Raw genomic sequence first — 16,566 nt, 5'->3', positions numbered from 1 at the left:
GGTGTTTTCTTGGTTTTGCTTACTGTTTGTTTGGTTGAATATTTTTATATGCTTAATTTTTGGTTAATGCTTTATTGCGGAATATATTTCTAGTAATGATCCAGTCCCAACTTTAGTCACTGATCTTGACTGGCTGTTCTTAGTGGCTTTGTGCTGAAAAGTTCATGGTGCTGGGTATGTGGCGCTGCCTTGCTTCGCCCCAAACGGCAGCCAATGCAGCCGTGGGAGTAAGAATGAATCAGTTGATGTGTCTGTATAAATAAAAATCCCCTGCAGAGTCAGGCTGACTCTGCAGGGGATGGGCTCATCTGGTTTTTAATTAGAATGAGTATTTAACGCCTAATTGGTAGAAGCTGCCACGCGCTGTATACAGTGGTGCAAAGCCTGGTGCCGAATAGGTTCCAGAGGCAACATTTGAGTATGGAGGCATACGGTCAAATACGTTTTTCACCGCAGCATCGATTCTCAAGTTTTTGATGCCGGTGTAAGCCAGAGTCAGATCCACTTCAGTATGACTGGCAATACGGTTAGCTTCCGGATCGTAGTTTTCTTTATCATCCGGGCTTGCATTAACATCCTGGAAGCTGGCTGTAGTACGTACACCCACACCACCGCTCCAACCGCCTTTTTCTACATCGAAGCGGAAAGTGTTACGCCATTGTGGTTCGCCATAGGTATCAACCCAGTCTTCCATTGAACCTGTATCGTTCGATTTTTTGAGCGACAAGTAATAACTATTGTTATTGCTAAAGGTGAATGTAGCCAGTGAAGTTGGGAACCGCAGCTTCATATCGGTATCAATACCGATATTTTCTTGTTTATTACGGTTTTTCTTCTTCTGGGTCATCATCCAGCCATACTCAGCACTTGGTGCAATTTGACCTGCCTGAAGTGCCTCGAGGTAAGTTTGATCAGAAATAACATCGTCTTTCTTGATCATCCACCAGTCAACTGAGCCGCTGAATGGACCTGCTTCACCAACCACGCCCAGATTGATAGATTGGCCTTTTTCTGGTTTTAAATCAGGGTTGCTGCTGGTAGTGCGTTGACCATTAACGCCGTTTTTCTTGCAGTCAGCCAAATCTGTAGCGCTCAGATTTGGCAGGTAGTCACATTCTGAACCTGAGAAGGTATGTGCGCCTTGCGATGGGCCTTGATACAGGTCCTGCAGGGTTGGCATGCGGAAGCTTTCTGAATAGGAAGCGCGAACCATCAGGTTTGAAATTGGCTGGAAACGTGCAGCAAAGCGCGGTGAAAACTTGGAATTACCACCTTGATAGCTGTCATAACGTAAGGCCGCTTGCAGTTCTAATGACTTCAGAACAGGGACAATCACCTCACCGAACACGGCTTTACCACTGCGTGATCCTTCAGTTACCACCTGCTTGATCGAACCATAAACCTGGTCATTTTGCTGCAAATAATCAGGAATATCAGTTAGTTTTTCATGTGTGAAGCTTGTGCCAAGCGCAAACACAACCGCGCCGCCACCCAGAGTCAGACCTGTTTCACCACTTACTTTGGCATCAAAATACGCTTGTTCAAGCTTTGCTTCGCGCTGTGAAACAATCTTCAGGCTATCAATAACCGCTTGATTATTGTTGCTTGAAGTCGGATCAATGAGTTGATTAGCCAGCGCATCAAAGAATTTGCCTTTGTGTACACCGCTGTCTCTATTGTTGTTGGTGCTTACGCCGTAACCGCCTGCGATGCTCCAGTCAAAATCAAAGATTTGGCCATCTGCACCCAACACGATATTGCTGAGTTTGTTTTCTTTTTCGGAAATGCGCAGCCCCGGCTGCATAAAGCGACCGTTAAAATAAACCTGTTTTGCCGGGTCGGTTGTTACATTGCCTTCTTTATCAATCATCTGACCATTTTTGTAGTAAGGCATACCACCTGGAGCAGGATGCGCTTCAAAATGATCATTGCTCTCTGCATATAAGTACTGAGCATAGACTTGGGTTTTTTCGTTTACTTTAACCCGCCCAAGCATCATCAGGTTTTTACGGTCTGCACCTGTGCTTAATGTCAGTACGTCCTGGTTAAAGTCATAAGAGCACTGGCCGTTGCTCTTAATTAGGTCAGCAGGACAGCCAGGAGCGACCTGTGTCCATTTCTTATTGATTTGAACGTTGCCATATGGAGAGTAGCTGCTGCGCAAATCAGAGCCGCCAAAACGTCTGTAGTCAGCAGTCTTTGAAATATCCCGGTCTTTAGTGAAAATTGGATCGCGAGTTAGTACGTCAAATGAGCCAAAGAAATTAAAGCCATCTTCTTCCAGATCACCAAAACCGCCTGTAATACCTGCAGTTTTCTCGGTGCCGTCACCACGGCTGGATTGGCCAATCGAGCTGCGAATCTCACCGCCCTGATAATTTTTCTTGGTGATAAAGTTCACCACACCAGCCACTGCATCAGCACCATAAATAGCTGAGCCACCATCTTTCAGGATGTCTACACGCTCAATGGCTGACATTGGCAAGGCATTAATATCGAAAGACTGTCCGCCAGACATCGCGTGCTTTGGTAAGCGGCGCCCATCCAGAAGAATTAAGGTATCGCCACTGTCTAAACCACGCATGCTGATAAAAGCACTGCCTGATGCAGAGGGGTAGTTTGATTTTTGCTCATAAGAGTCATCAAAATCGAGACTGGCTACGTTCTTCACGACTTCTTGAACTGTAGTGGCTGCCGTTTTTTCCAGCGCTTTTTTGTTTACTGTTTCAACTGCAGCTGCACCTTCTTTTTGAACGCGCTTGATGCTTGAGCCTGTTACTTCAACACGCTGAACTTTGTTGGGGGTGTCTTCAGCCGCCGCAATTGATACATAGCTGATACTGGCAATCGCTAAGGTTAGTGCTTTTAAAGGGAATTTCATCTCTGTGTATCCTCGGGTAGAGCTTTGATTTTTGATTTCTTGCCGCTGTAAGTAAGCGTGTAGCCCGATCGTAACAATTACCTCGTAAATATTCCCGTTTAAAACAGTAAGTCATCTTATTTGTTGCGTGCTTATGACACTTGCTGCAATGAATCACCTTTCACTGGGTGCGGAGGTGGCCTCTGTTTTGTCTTTGAGAGCTGCCGGGGCGATGAGGCTTTCTCAAACTCCGCAATACAAGCAAAGCCCCCGGCTGGTTTACATGATTGATTGCTTCTACACTCGGGTTGCTCTTTAGAGCGTGGTGTTTTCATATAAAAACGAGAAGGGAAGACAAGATGACGCAGCCAGCGGGTGCACAATTACAGTTGAAGTGGGAATGCCTGACTAACCATTACGAGGGCGATCACTTTTTAGCCGAGCTGACAATTACTAATCTGTCGGATGTTGCTTTAAGCGGGCAGGACTGGGCTATTTATTTCAATACCTGCCGCAAGATTAAGCCTGAAACAGTGCAAGGTGGCGTGGTCATGGAGCATGTAAACGGCGACGTTTCACGCTTTATTCCTGCAGCGGATTTTGCGGGCCTGCCTGCGGGTGCTTCGATGGTGGTTCGTTACCAGGGAATCTTCTGGGTGATTAACGAAACCGATGCGCCGCTGGGCTTTTATATCGTTTACGGCAATGCGGTGGCCGACGCCATTGGTGATCCACAGATCGTGCCATTCAGCCGTCCGGAGCAATGTAATCGTAATTTAGCTGATGCCGTGCCTTTGATGACGCCAGCATTGCGTTTTACTGAAAACCAGGCTCTCACGCTATTGCCTGCCGATGCAGTAGGCAAAATCACGCCAACACCAACAGAGGCGCGCTGGGATGCGGGCCAGTATCTGATTACGTCTGCCACCTTGATTGTGCATGGTGAAGCGCTGGCTAAAGAGGCTGCCTTTTTGCGTGCTGCTTTGCGCGATGTATCGGGTGTGGAATTACAGAGAGCCAGCCGTGGTGCTGGCATCACTTTGCAACTTGGCAAGGTGGATATGGCCGGCAGCGGTGCACCGCTGGAGGCTTACAGCCTGGAAATAAGTGCTGCTGGAGTTGTGATTACGGGTGCAAGTGCGGCAGGGGTAATGAATGGGATTCAATCGCTGCGTCAGCTTTTACCAGTAGATAGCTACCTTAATCCGCAGCCTGGCCTGGCCGTGCCTTTCGGTTATGTGATTGATGCACCGCGTTTTGCCTATCGCGGTATGCATCTGGATGTAGGTCGAAATTTTTCCAGCAAGGAAACGGTCTTACGGCTTTTGGATTGCATGGCTTTATACAAGCTGAATAAATTTCACTTCCATTTAACCGACGATGAAGGCTGGCGTTTAGAGATTCCCTCTTTGCCAGAGCTGACTGAGATCGGTGCTTTGCGTGGTTTTAGTGAAAATGAAAAACACAGCCTCTTGCCAAGTTTTGGTTCGGGCGCGGTGGTGCAGGGCTCGGCCGGAACTGGTTTTTATAGCCGTGCAGATTTTATTGAAATCTTGCAATTTGCTACAGCCCGCCATGTTGAGGTGATCCCTGAAATCGACGTGCCAGGCCACGCCCGCGCCGCGATCAAGGCGATGGAATTACGCTATGAGCGTTTAAAAGCGGCCGGCAATCTGGCTGGGGCAGAGGAATATCTGCTGAGCGATTTTAATGACCAGTCCAAATATGAATCGGTGCAGCTGTGGCACGACAATGTGATGTGTATTGGCCAGGAATCTTGCTATCGCTTTATTGAAACAGTTTTGGTGGATATGAAGGCGATGTTTGCCGAAGCAGGCGCACCCCTGACCACTATGCATACCGGTGGTGATGAAGTGCCGCATGGTGCATGGGAAGGCTCGCCCATTTGTCAGGCCTTTATGCAAGAGCAGGGCATTACTTCGATTCAGGGTTTACAAAATTATTTCCTTGCGCGTTATCGCACCCTGCTGCAAAAGCACAATCTGGTGTTTGGCGGCTGGGAAGAAATCGCTCTGTCTAAGCAAGATGGCAAGCATGGACCAAACCCGGAATTTGTAGACGCCAAATTCCAGCCCTATGTCTGGAATAATGTCTGGGGCTGGGGGCAGGAGGATTTTGCCTATCAGCTGGCTAATGCAGGCTATCAGGTGGTGCTCTCAAACGTAACCAATCTGTATTTCGATTTGTCCTACGCAAAAGATCCGCAAGAGCCGGGCTATTACTGGGGTGGCTTTATTGAAACGCGCGGCGCTTATGAATTCTGCCCGCTGGATATTTACACCACTGCTACGGTGAATTTATTTGGCCAGCCACTGGATGCAGACAGCCTTGCCAAAATGCAGCGTTTAACGGCAGAGGGCACTAAAAATGTGCTGGGTATGCAGGGCCAGCTTTGGGGCGAAAATGCACGCAGCCAGGAGCGGGTTGAATACCTTGCCATGCCACGGGTGATTGCACTGGCCGAGCGTGCCTGGGCGGCCGATCCGGGCTGGACTAAGATCAGCGATAAAGCTGAACGGGCAGCAAAAATGGATGCAGACTGGAATCAGTTTGCAAACCGCCTGGGGCAGCGCGATATGCCGCGTCTGGATGGTTTTGCCGGTGGCTACGGCTACCGGATTCCTTTGCCGGGCGTGCAGCGTGTGGATGGCCAGGTTGCGCTGAATGTATCCGCGCCGGGTTTGGCGCTGCGCTATACCCTGGATGGCAGTGAGCCCAATGCGCAATCGGCACTTTATACCGGCCCGTTTGCAGCTGAAGGTATCGTCAAAGCCGCCAGCTTCAGCCGTACAGGGCGTAAGAGCAAGACCGTAGTGGCTTAAAGTGTTTTTTCGCAGGGCGTGCAACGATCCCGCATGCCCTGCGAAGCTATGTGCTTATTTCGCCAGCGCCGCCTTCAGCAATTCTTCAATTTGCTGAACAATTGCCGCTTCCTTCTCTGCATCATATTGCTTAATCGCAGGCGTATGGATATGGCCAACAGGGATTTTTGCCCCCAACTGATCGCGCAGGCGCAGGCTGCGGTAGGAAATCTCATTGGATAAATAACCACCGCCAGAGCCTTCTACCGATACTTCATTGGCTAATGCGGCCAGATTTTTCGGGCAATACTCTTTTTGCCGCAGAGTGCTGATGGTGCAGTTATCGTGCACAATAAACGGGGCTTGTACGGTAAGCATATTTTTAATGGGCAGGCTGAATTCTACAAATTCTGCACCAGGCAAAATCTTGCCCTTTAGCAGAGGCTGCACAGGATTTGTCAGCGTTCCACCTGTTTTAATATTTAGATTATCCGGAAAATCAGCCGAGCGGCGTTTGCCCGGATAGCGCTCTAAATCAAAATCTTTGCGCCCCATGCTGACGGTGACGATTAAATCGACAGGGTTTTTAATGTAGGGCGTAAGCAGGTCTTCAACAAAGCCCGCATCAAAATCGGCAAAACGAACGGGGGCAATGGCCGTTTCGATTTGTGCCCGCTGGCCATTTACTTCAATAAATTTGCCATCCAGCAGCAGTGCTGCCAGCCCGGATGGGTTACTTTGATTAATGTTTCTGTCCAGCAGAAAAGGATCAAAGCCTGTAAGCAGGATGCGTTTTACCCCTTGGGTGTAGCGGATATCCTGAATGCCCCGGCTGTTTTGCTCAAACAGGGCCAGCCAGCTGTTTCTTAGGGCGGCATCGGCATCAAAGCCTAATTTGCTATCGCGGATTTGTTGGGTAATAGCAAGGCGTGCCCAGTAGAGCGGCCGGTCATCCGTGGTTTGTCGTGCTTGCTGGCGGGCAGTATTCCATAGCGTCTGCCCGGTGCTGATTAATAAGGCTTCCACTTCCGTACTATTTTTTGCCGCAACTAAGCTTGTGCTTAATTTGCTGATTTGTGTGTCAAAAGGGGCCAGTAAATGTGGCATTGCGGCTTTGGCAGCCTCAGATCGGTTTTCTTCCACACTGGCTGCAAAACTGGATGCACTAAAAATCAGACTAAGGCAGAGGCAGACCGCTTTTAATGTCATATAGATATTTTCCGTTAGGTTGCTGGAGTATTAAGTGCGAAAGCATAAGCCGATGTGTTTTACAGCAGGCATAAAAAAACGTCTGAGCCTGCATACTGTTGTATGTAAGCGCCAGACGTTTTTATGTATCAGTATGCTGATGCAGACCTTGAGTACCAGTCAGCATCAGCATACTGAATGTGGTAATTAAGCTGCTAAGCGTGCTGCAACTACATCCCAGTCAACCAGCTTCCAGAAGCCTGTCAGGTAGTTAGGGCGGCTGTTACGGTAGTCGATGTAGTAAGCGTGCTCCCAAACATCACAGGTCAGCAGCGCAGTGTCAGCTGTTGTCAGTGGTGTTGCCGCTGCTGATGTGTTTACGATATCGAGCGAGCCATCTGCTTTCTTAACCAGCCATGTCCAGCCAGAGCCAAAGTTGCCGGCAGCGGATGCATTGAATGCTTCCTGGAACTTAGCAAACGAGCCCCATTTTGCATCAATTGCAGCAGCAAGCGCACCAGCAGGGGCGCGGTCTGCAGCTTCTGCATTAGGCTTAAAGCCCAGCCAGAAGAAAGTGTGGTTCCAAACTTGGGCCGCGTTATTAAACAGGCCGCCAGCAGGGGCTTTTTTAACGATTTCTTCAAGCGACAAAGATTCGTTATCTGTGCCTTTGATTAAATTGTTTAAATTAGTAATGTAGGTCTGGTGATGCTTGCCATAGTGATATGACAATGTTTCAGCAGACATAAATGGTGCTAATGCATCTTGAGCGTAAGGTAATTCTGGCAGCTTATGTTCCATCGTGATCTCCGGTTGGGTATGTTTTTAGGCGCGAAACAGCTCAGTAAAATATTGGGACTATGCCGTCTTTTTTCAAGCACTGCGCAGGATGTTAAATAGTGCCGGTATTTTGCCAGCTTTCTGGCAAATTAAGTCGTTAATCTGTTCCAAATTGTCGCTAAGTCGTGCTGCTTACGTTATGTTTGCAATAATGAAAATATTAGCGCGAGACGATCCACGTTTTGGGGCTGGCGGCTGCCTGTGGTATCTTTCGCCGTCTGCAAAAGTTGTCGGCAAGACCGGCTTCGGGAATATAAAAATGACTATCCTCGCACTTATTATTGCATTGGCACTGGAGCAGTTCCGGCCATTATCAAACCGCAATCTGTTTACGCTGGCTTTTGTACGCCTTGCTAATCAACTGGAGCGTGGTTTAAACGCAGGTGAGTTTCGTAATGGTATGGGGGCCTGGCTGCTACTGGTATTGCCACTCCTGGTTGTATCGTTTGTGGTTTATCTGTTGCTATGCCGCGTTAATGTCGGCTTTGCTCTGCTTTGGGATGTGGCCATCCTGTATCTGACCATGGGCTTTCGTCAGTTTAGTCATGCTTTTTCGGGGATTTCAAAAGCCTTGCAGGCAGAGGATTTGGAGACTGCCCGTGCATTGCTGGCAGACTGGAGCGGGCAGCATACGTCTGAAATGAGCGCAGATGAAGTCTCAAGAATGGCTATCGAGCAAGGCCTTGCGGATTCTTATCGCTATGTATTCGGCACTTTATTCTGGTTTGTGGTGCTGGCCTGGTTTGCTGGCCCGGCTGGTGCGCTGCTTTATCGTTCAGCCAGTTTGCTTGCGCAAAAATGGGGCCGCAGTTCGGGTGCATTCGGGCGTTTCTCGGTGCTGATTTTAGAGCTGCTTGATTATCTGCCTGTGCGCCTTACGGCTGCCAGCTTTGCAATTATGGGCAATTTTGAAGATGCGGTGTATTGCTGGCGCACTCAGGCACAAAGCTGGACAGATTATATCGATGGCATTTTGTTATCGAGTGGCGCAGGTGCCATAGGCGTGCGCCTTGGCGATACCCTGCATCAGGACCACACAGTGAAATTTCGCCCGGAGCTGGGTGTGGGCGAGGCTGCAACCCCTGATTATCTTGCGAGCGCTGTAGGTTTGATCTGGCGTACGGCAATTTTATGGATTGCACTGGTATTACTCTTTAGTCTTGGCTCGTGGCTGGGGCGTGTTTAATACGTTGTGTTTGATTTTTTTATTTGACTCATTTAAAAGCGGAAATTCGTCCGCAAACTGAGGAATTTTCCTGTGCCCAGTATCCGAATCGATCAAACCGATCTTCGCGTAAATAATATCTTCTGTGTTGCCCGCAATTATCTTGCTCATGCTGCAGAAATGGGCGCAAGCATCGGCAGCGAGCCTGTGGTCTTTATTAAGCCTAACTCGGCTATTTTACAATCTGGGCAGGCGATGCAATTGCCTTCATGGTCTAAAGATGTGCATCACGAAGCAGAGCTGGTGGTGGCCATTGGCAGGGGTGGCAAAAATATCAGCAAGGATAACGCGCTGGAGCATGTGGCAGGTTATGCGCTGGGCTTGGATTTAACCGCAAGGGATGTGCAGGCAGAAGCCAAACGGGCAGGTATGCCATGGACTTTATCTAAAGGCTTTGACGGAGCCGCAGTGCTGACGCAGTTTGTGCCGGCCAGCGTCATTCGCAATCCATTTGAATTAGAGTTCACTTTAGAAATTAATGGCAAGAGCAAGCAGCAGGCTGATACGCGATTAATGGCGTTTGATGTGGCGACCCTGATCTCATGGATTTCCAGCCGGTTTACGCTGCAGGCCGGAGATTTAATTTATACCGGTACGCCAGAAGGGGTGGGGCAGCTTCATTCGGGTGATCAGCTCAAGCTGACGCTGGGTGATTTGATCGAAGAGAAGTTTGTAGTGGCCTGATGGTATTGTAAGCAAGACAAGCGGTGTGCAAAAAAACCTTTTGCACACCGCTTTCAATTTAAACTGCGGGTAAGCTGGATAAATCCCAGCGGGGCTGCACGGCATAGCTGCCTGCCGGTGTGGCAAATTTCAGCCGCTGCGCACCGGCAAAGGCAATCATCGCGCCATTGTCGGTACATAATTCAAGTGGCGGGTAAAAGACTTCAAAGCGGCGTTTTTTGGCTGCAGCATCAAGGCCGGCACGCAGCTGTTTATTTGCACCCACGCCGCCGGCAATCACCAAGCGGTTCATTCCGGTTTGCTTCAGTGCTGCAAGGCACTTTTTACTGAGCACTTCTACCACGGCCTCTTGAAATGCAGCGCAAATATCAGCTTGCGTTTGCGGATCAAGCTCGTCCTGCTTGCTTGCCAGTTGCAGTACCGCCGTTTTTAAGCCGCTGAAGCTAAAGTCTAGGTTGCCAGAATGCAGCATAGGGCGTGGAAGATTAAAACGCTTCGCGTCACCCTGCTCAGCCAGTTTGGAGAGGGCCGGGCCACCGGGGTAGCCCAGGCCTAATAATTTGGCAGATTTATCAAATGCTTCGCCAGCTGCATCATCAACCGTTTCCCCCAAGATTTCGTACTGACCAATGCCACGCACAGCCATAAGCTGCGTGTGTCCTCCGGAAACCAGCAAGGCGATAAACGGAAACTGAGGAGCAGGATCGGCCAGGAGCGGAGAAAGCAAATGCCCTTCCAGGTGGTGTACAGCAACCACAGGTTTGCCCAGTGAAAAAGCAAGGGCATTGGCGACCGAAGCGCCCACCAGCAGCGCACCCGCCAGCCCCGGGCCTGCTGTGTAGGCTACTGCGTCAATATCTGCCAGTGTTTTGCCTGCTTCAGTCAGGCAGGCCGAGGTAAGAGGAAGGGCCCGGCGGATATGATCACGTGAGGCCAGCTCGGGTACAACGCCGCCATATTCGGTGTGCATGGCAATTTGCGAGTGGATTTGATGCGCAAGCAAACCCGCATCTGTGTCGTATAACGCAATGCCGGTTTCGTCACAAGAAGATTCAATGCCTAATACCAGCATGCCGATACTCTATAAAAAAGGGAGGTAATGCGCTATATTAGCGGGCTGTTGCAGATCTATAAAGCACTGATACTCGATCACCCTTTGACAGGTGACAATAGTTTATGGATAATGCTACGCCTTGATTGATGTAAACGATTCGGTCTTTCAGATCATCGTAAAACAGGATTGCTCGATGCCTAACGTACGCGTAAAAGAAAATGAACCGTTTGAAGTTGCGATGCGTCGCTTCAAGCGTGCTGTTGAAAAAACTGGCCTGCTGACAGACCTTCGCTCACGCGAATTCTACGAAAAGCCAACGGCTGAACGTAAACGCAAACAAGCTGCTGCTGTAAAGCGTCAGCACAAGCGTCTGCGTAGCCAAACACTGCCACCAAAACTCTACTAAGAGTTTTTGTAGCAGCGCATGCCGGAAGGTCGCCTAGAGCGGCCTTTTAGCATTTCTACTCAATTGATCGTTGCAGAGTTAATACTCATTCCGCCAGTTTCTGAAAGTAGTTGAGCCGTTTTTAAACTGCGGCTGAAATTATTTTTGGATGGTGCGCCCGGAGTATTATCGTGCGGTGATCTGCTTCAATCACAGGGAATGACCATGACTCTCAGACTGCAAATCCAGAACGATATGAAAACCGCAATGAAGGCAAAAGAGGCTGATCGCCTTGGTACGATTCGTCTTTTGCTGGCTGCAATTAAACAGCGCGAAGTGGATGAGCGAATTGAGCTGGATGATGCTGCGGTCACTGCTGTGATTGAAAAAATGCTCAAGCAGCGCAAAGACAGTATTCAGCAGTTTGAAGCAGCAAATCGCCAGGATCTCGCGGATAAAGAAAAGCTGGAAGTGGCTGTGCTGGCGGCATACATGCCTCAGCAGTGCTCTCCTGAAGAAGTGGCTGCAGCCGTAAACGCTGCAATTACTGCCCATGGCAAAACGCCTGCGGCAATGGGCAAGATTATGGCTGAGTTAAAAGCTGCTTTGTCTGGCCGTGCAGATATGAGCGAAGTTTCTAAATTGGTGAAAGCAGGAATGGCGGCTTAATCCATTGCATTAACGGGCAGGTGTAATTTTTTACACCTGCTTGTATCGATTTATTCAGACCATCTTTTAAGGCAGAAAACAGCACAAGATGGCAAAAATACCTGACGATTTTATTCAAGATCTCCTTAATCGCGTCGATATTGTCGACGTTGTTGAGCGCTATCTGCCGCTTAAAAAAGCGGGTCAGAATTACAGTGCTTGTTGTCCTTTTCATAAAGAAAAATCACCCTCGTTTACGGTAAGCCAGACCAAGCAGTTTTATCACTGTTTTGGCTGTGGCGCGCACGGTTCGGCGGTGGGGTTTGTGATGGAGCATCAGGGAATGAGTTTTCCCGATGCAGTGCGGATGCTGGCCGAATCGGTGGGCATGCAGGTGCCCGTCAGCGATGCGCCAATGAGCGAAAAAGCCAAGGCAGCACCGGGTATTTATGACGTTCTGAAAACGGCCATGAATTATTACCGGGCGCAGCTTAAAACAGCGCCTGCGGCCATCGAATATTTGAAAAGCCGGGGCGTTGAAGGCAGAACTGCCGCTCGTTTTGGTCTGGGTTTTGCACCAAGTGCAGGGCAGTCACTGAAAACCGTGTTTGCCGATTATGATAAAAACCCGGTGATTAAAGAAGCTGGCCTCGTGGCAGAAGAAGAGAATACCCTCAGGCGCTACGATCGGTTTCGCTCACGGGTGTTATTTCCCATTTTGAATCAGCGCAGCCAGGTGATTGGTTTTGGCGGCCGGATTATGGGCAATGGTGCGCCCAAGTACTTGAATTCACCAGAAACGCCCGTATTTGAGAAGGGTAAAGAGCTATATGGTTTACCACAGGCCAGAGCCGCGATACGTGATCGCGGCCGTGTGCTGGTGGTTGAGGGCTATATGGATGTGGTGATGCTGAATCAGCATGGTGTGGAATACGCCGTTGCCTCCTTGGGAACCGCCTGTACACCAGAGCATATCCGTAAATTACTGAAGCTGGCTGACGAAGTTTATTTTTGTTTTGATGGCGATAAAGCGGGTAAAAAAGCCGCATGGCGGGCGCTGGAAAATAGTTTGGAGCAGCTGGTCGATGGTAAAAAATTAGCATTCTTATTTTTGCCCGCCGAGCATGATCCGGATTCATACGTACAGGAATTTGGTCAGGCGCAGTTTGAAAATGCTCTCTTGCAAGATTCAGTGCCGCTTGCGCAGTTTTTGCTGAAAGAGTTATCAGCGCAGGTTGAGTTGGAAAGTGAAGAAGGCAGGGCTAAATTAATTTCCTTAGCTGCCCCTATGCTTAGCCAGGTAAAGGCGCCGGCTTTTGGCATGATGATCAGAAAGCGCCTTGCGGAGCTGTCCCGCCTGGAAATGAGCGAATTAAGCACCGTTTTGGATGGCAGCCCTGTAAGATCTGTGCCCGAATATGTGCCAAGTGAAAATTATCAGGCAGATATTGTCCCCGAATCCTGGCAGGAAAACCAGGCATGGTCGAATGAGTGGCAGCCTGGTCCGCAGCAAAGCAAGCAGTATGCCCGGCAAGAGAGCCGCCCGGCATGGAAGCCAAACTGGCAGCCAAAAGGTAAATGGAAGGGGCGCGGCGACGAACGGATGCCCGCTCATCTGATGCCAAGACCTGCACCCAGAGCCGCACCGACCGGGCCTGTGCATAAATTAATTCAACTGGTCTTAGCGCACCCGGATCTGGTACGCCGCACTGAGCCAGTATGGTTATCGTGGCCAGAGACCGATGCAATGGGTCTGGCGCAAGAATTGCTTCAAAAGATTTGCAAATATCCGGATTTATCCAGTTTGCAAGTCGTTGAATCATGGCAGGGCATGTTTGACTACGATGTATTACATCGTTTGCTTATTTCTGGCGGGGAGTATTTTGATAAAGCCTCAGAGGCTGAGCTGGATGAGCAACTGGCTGCTACTTTAAAAGCAGTGGAAGTCAGTGTGATTCGCCCTATGATGCAAGAGCGGTTTTATGCTCTGACCTATAAGCAAGCAAATGGTGGACTAACGGAGGCAGAAAAACTGGAATTTGCAGCACTCGTATCCCGCCGGTAATCATTATTGGCAACAAAATGTAGCGATTGCTGTCTTAAATAACCTGCGTTTACAACGTAAACGAGGACTATGGTGGCTTATTGTCACAGCAGAATCGGCATTGTTGTTGGCTGGTGAGATGCGGTGGATTTACTTATGCCGAAGAATTGTCACAAATTTGTGATACAATCTACGGTTTTCCCGAACATACCTGAACTCGAGAGTCATGGCGGCAGATCAAGAAATCGACAACGACGACCAAGCGCGGACTGATTTCCGTGAGGTCAATCGGCCATCTGCTGAGCAGAAGGCCGACCCCGAACAACGTAAAGCGAAGTTTAAAACGCTGATCGTGCTCGGTAAAGAGCGCGGCTATCTAACCTACGCCGAGATCAACGACCACCTGCCAGATGACATGCTGGATGCCGAGCAAATCGAAGGCATCATCAGCATGATCAGCAATATGGGCATCCAGGTGTACGACGAAGCGCCGGACGCAGAAGATCTGCTTATGTCCGATGCAGCGCCGTCTGTGCCAGATGAAGATGCTGCTGAAGAAGCTGAAGCTGCGCTGTCTTCCGTTGATGCTGAATTTGGTCGTACTACCGATCCAGTGCGCATGTATATGCGTGAAATGGGTACGGTAGAGCTCTTAACCCGTGAAGGCGAAATTGAAATCGCCAAACGGATTGAGGACGGTCTTAAGCACATGATCCAGGCGATCTCTGCCTGCCCGACTACCGTAGCCTATATTCTGGGCCTGGTAGAAAAAGGCCTCGCTGATGAGATTCGTATTGATGATGTGATTGATGGCTTTATCGATCCTAACGCTGACGAAAACACCCCACCGCCAATCGAAGTGATTGAAGCGGAAGCAGAGGATGCAGACGATGCGGTAGACGAGGAAGATGGCGAAGAAGATGACGGCAGTGCAGCCGCTAAAGCCAACCTTGAGCTGTTAAAAGTTCAGGTGCGTGAGCATTTCGACATCGTGCGTGAGCACTTTGACAAAATGATCAAGGCGCTGGCTAAAGAAGGCGCGCATGGCAAAGGTTATCTGGAACATCAGCAAGCTATTGCTGGCATTTTCCTGATTACCCGTTTCTCGGCCCGTCAGGTTGAATCGCTATGCGATCAGCTGCGTGGCATGGTGGATGAAATCCGCAGCTGCGAGCGTGAAATCATGGACATTTGTACTGTCCGGGTAAAAATGCCGCGCGACCACTTTATCAAAACTTTCCCGGGCCGTGAAACAGATACGGCATGGGTAGTGGATGAGATCAACTACGGTCATAAATACTCCGCTATTTTGGCGCGCTACCAGCACGCCATTATGGAAAAGCAACAAACTCTGGCTCAGTTGCAAGTTAACGCAATGATTCAGATTAAGGACCTTAAGGAAATCAACCGTCAGATGTCGACGGGCGAAGCCAAGGCCCGCCGCGCCAAGCGCGAAATGATCGAAGCTAACTTGCGTCTGGTTATTTCAATTGCTAAGAAATACACCAATCGTGGTTTGCAGTTCCTTGACCTGATTCAGGAAGGTAATATCGGCCTGATGAAAGCGGTAGATAAGTTTGAATATCGCCGTGGTTACAAGTTTTCGACTTACGCCACATGGTGGATTCGCCAAGCGATTACCCGTTCGATTGCCGATCAGGCCCGTACCATTCGTATTCCGGTACACATGATCGAAACAATCAACAAGATGAACCGTATTCAACGGCAAATCTTGCAGGAAACCGGTATTGAGCCGACTCCTGACGAGCTCGCTGATAAAATGGAAATGCCGGAAGACAAAATCCGCAAAATCCTCAAGATCGCCAAAGAACCGATCTCGATGGAAACGCCGATTGGTGACGACGACGATTCTCATTTGGGTGATTTCATCGAAGACTCAAACAATCTGGCTCCTGCTGAAGCCGCTATCTACGCAGGCTTGCGTGAAGCGACTAAGGAAGTGCTGGATACCCTGACACCACGTGAAGCCAAAGTACTGCGTATGCGCTTTGGTATTGATATGAATACCGATCACACGCTGGAAGAAGTGGGTAAGCAGTTTGATGTGACACGTGAGCGTATTCGTCAGATTGAAGCCAAGGCTTTACGTAAGCTTCGCCACCCGACTCGTTCAGAAAGACTGAAAAGTTTTGTTGAAAGTCAGGCCAGTGAAGGTTAATATAGCGCCTCTTATGGGCCTGTAGCTCAGTTGGTTAGAGCAGAGGACTCATAATCCTTTGGTCCTCGGTTCAAGTCCGAGCAGGCCCACCAAAAAAATCAACGGCTTACGCATTTATGCGTAGGCCGTTTGGTTTTGCGGATTACAAAAAATACATTTTAAGCGCAGTAACAATCCACAAAACCCGTATTACAGCCCTTGCACATCTCCTTGCCGCAGCCAGAAGTGTTGTTTCGCGCAAATAGCCTGCCTTAGTTTCACGCAAATTTCTCCCGCTTAACCCAACGATAAAACCAAACTGAAGGCTGAATAAGCCAGCGTTATGGTGGCGCTCTTTCATGCTTTGGCTGCCCGCTTGAAATGACCTGCAGCATCATCAGCGCTGTGTGCTTATGCCAGCTGGCACGCTTGTTTCTTACCTTCCGCCTTTAAGCTTGTACTCATCCTTGCTACGTCTGCTCTGGCGGCACAGACAAGGATCTGGGGCCCTGTAACCACTCAGCAGATTACAGACAAGCACAGATGGTCAGCAGCAGGCTGTTTGTGCGCCATTCTGCTGCACTGCTCCTTGCTGTGCAGAGCTTATCTGAAGCTTGTTTTGCAAGCGTCTTGTGAGACTGCAGCTGGCTTATATCCG

11 protein-coding genes and 1 tRNA gene are annotated in these 16,566 nt (G+C 49.3%); 8 read left to right on the top strand and 4 right to left on the bottom strand.

Annotated elements, in window-relative coordinates:
* Positions 1-319 precede the first annotated feature (319 nt).
* On the bottom strand, positions 320-2,881 hold the full coding sequence (locus HA050_RS07475) for a TonB-dependent receptor plug domain-containing protein (RefSeq protein WP_166824086.1): 2,562 nt from the start codon (positions 2,879-2,881) through the stop codon (positions 320-322).
* A 338-nt stretch (positions 2,882-3,219) separates the two neighbouring features.
* Between HA050_RS07475 and HA050_RS07470 the strand changes: the two genes are divergently transcribed.
* On the top strand, positions 3,220-5,703 hold the full coding sequence (locus HA050_RS07470) for a family 20 glycosylhydrolase (RefSeq protein WP_166824084.1): 2,484 nt from the start codon (positions 3,220-3,222) through the stop codon (positions 5,701-5,703).
* Positions 5,704-5,757: 54 nt separating this feature from the next.
* On the opposite strand, the gene HA050_RS07465 is transcribed toward HA050_RS07470, so the two are convergent.
* Both HA050_RS07465 and HA050_RS07460 read right to left on the bottom strand, forming a co-directional pair.
* Positions 5,758-6,891 (bottom strand): pyroglutamyl-peptidase I, encoded by a 1,134-nt coding sequence (locus HA050_RS07465; protein WP_166824082.1) that lies wholly within the window; start codon positions 6,889-6,891, stop codon positions 5,758-5,760.
* 186 nt (positions 6,892-7,077) lie between these two features.
* A complete protein-coding gene (locus tag HA050_RS07460) occupies positions 7,078-7,671 on the bottom strand; it encodes a superoxide dismutase (protein ID WP_046350433.1) in 594 nt (197 codons plus the stop codon).
* Between the two features lie 298 nt (positions 7,672-7,969).
* On the opposite strand from HA050_RS07460, the gene HA050_RS07455 reads away from it, so the two are divergent.
* Both HA050_RS07455 and HA050_RS07450 read left to right on the top strand, forming a co-directional pair.
* Entirely contained in the window at positions 7,970-8,896 is a 927-nt protein-coding gene (locus HA050_RS07455) for a CobD/CbiB family protein (RefSeq protein ID WP_166824080.1), read from the top strand.
* Between the two features lie 72 nt (positions 8,897-8,968).
* Positions 8,969-9,619 (top strand): fumarylacetoacetate hydrolase family protein, encoded by a 651-nt coding sequence (locus HA050_RS07450; RefSeq protein ID WP_166824078.1) that lies wholly within the window; start codon positions 8,969-8,971, stop codon positions 9,617-9,619.
* A gap of 58 nt (positions 9,620-9,677) precedes the next feature.
* On the opposite strand, the gene tsaD is transcribed toward HA050_RS07450, so the two are convergent.
* Complete coding sequence (tsaD, locus tag HA050_RS07445) at positions 9,678-10,691, bottom strand: tRNA (adenosine(37)-N6)-threonylcarbamoyltransferase complex transferase subunit TsaD (RefSeq protein ID WP_166824076.1); 1,014 nt, start codon at positions 10,689-10,691, stop codon at positions 9,678-9,680.
* A 175-nt stretch (positions 10,692-10,866) separates the two neighbouring features.
* Here tsaD and rpsU point away from each other — a divergent pair, with 175 nt between their 5' ends.
* The 5 genes from rpsU (at position 10,867) to HA050_RS07420 (ending at position 16,021) form a co-directional block, all read left to right on the top strand.
* Positions 10,867-11,079 (top strand): 30S ribosomal protein S21, encoded by a 213-nt coding sequence (rpsU, locus tag HA050_RS07440; RefSeq protein ID WP_046350429.1) that lies wholly within the window; start codon positions 10,867-10,869, stop codon positions 11,077-11,079.
* 204 nt (positions 11,080-11,283) lie between these two features.
* Positions 11,284-11,727 carry a GatB/YqeY domain-containing protein gene (locus HA050_RS07435; RefSeq protein WP_099399843.1) on the top strand — a complete coding sequence of 148 codons (444 nt, stop codon included), beginning with the start codon at positions 11,284-11,286 and terminating at the stop codon, positions 11,725-11,727.
* A gap of 88 nt (positions 11,728-11,815) precedes the next feature.
* Entirely contained in the window at positions 11,816-13,771 is a 1,956-nt protein-coding gene (gene dnaG, locus HA050_RS07430; RefSeq protein ID WP_166824074.1) for a DNA primase, read from the top strand.
* Between the two features lie 205 nt (positions 13,772-13,976).
* Positions 13,977-15,929, top strand: coding sequence for an RNA polymerase sigma factor RpoD (gene rpoD, locus HA050_RS07425; protein ID WP_166824071.1), 1,953 nt, complete (start codon positions 13,977-13,979; stop codon positions 15,927-15,929).
* Between the two features lie 15 nt (positions 15,930-15,944).
* Positions 15,945-16,021, top strand: a tRNA-Ile gene (locus HA050_RS07420).
* Positions 16,022-16,566 lie beyond the last annotated feature (545 nt).

Origin of the sequence: Iodobacter violaceini (assembly GCF_011601265.1) — a bacterium.
In the GTDB taxonomy this organism is placed as follows: domain Bacteria; phylum Pseudomonadota; class Gammaproteobacteria; order Burkholderiales; family Chitinibacteraceae; genus Iodobacter; species Iodobacter violaceini.
The sequence above is the reverse complement of the archived record's forward strand: the minus strand, read 5'-3'. Positions and strand labels throughout refer to the sequence as shown.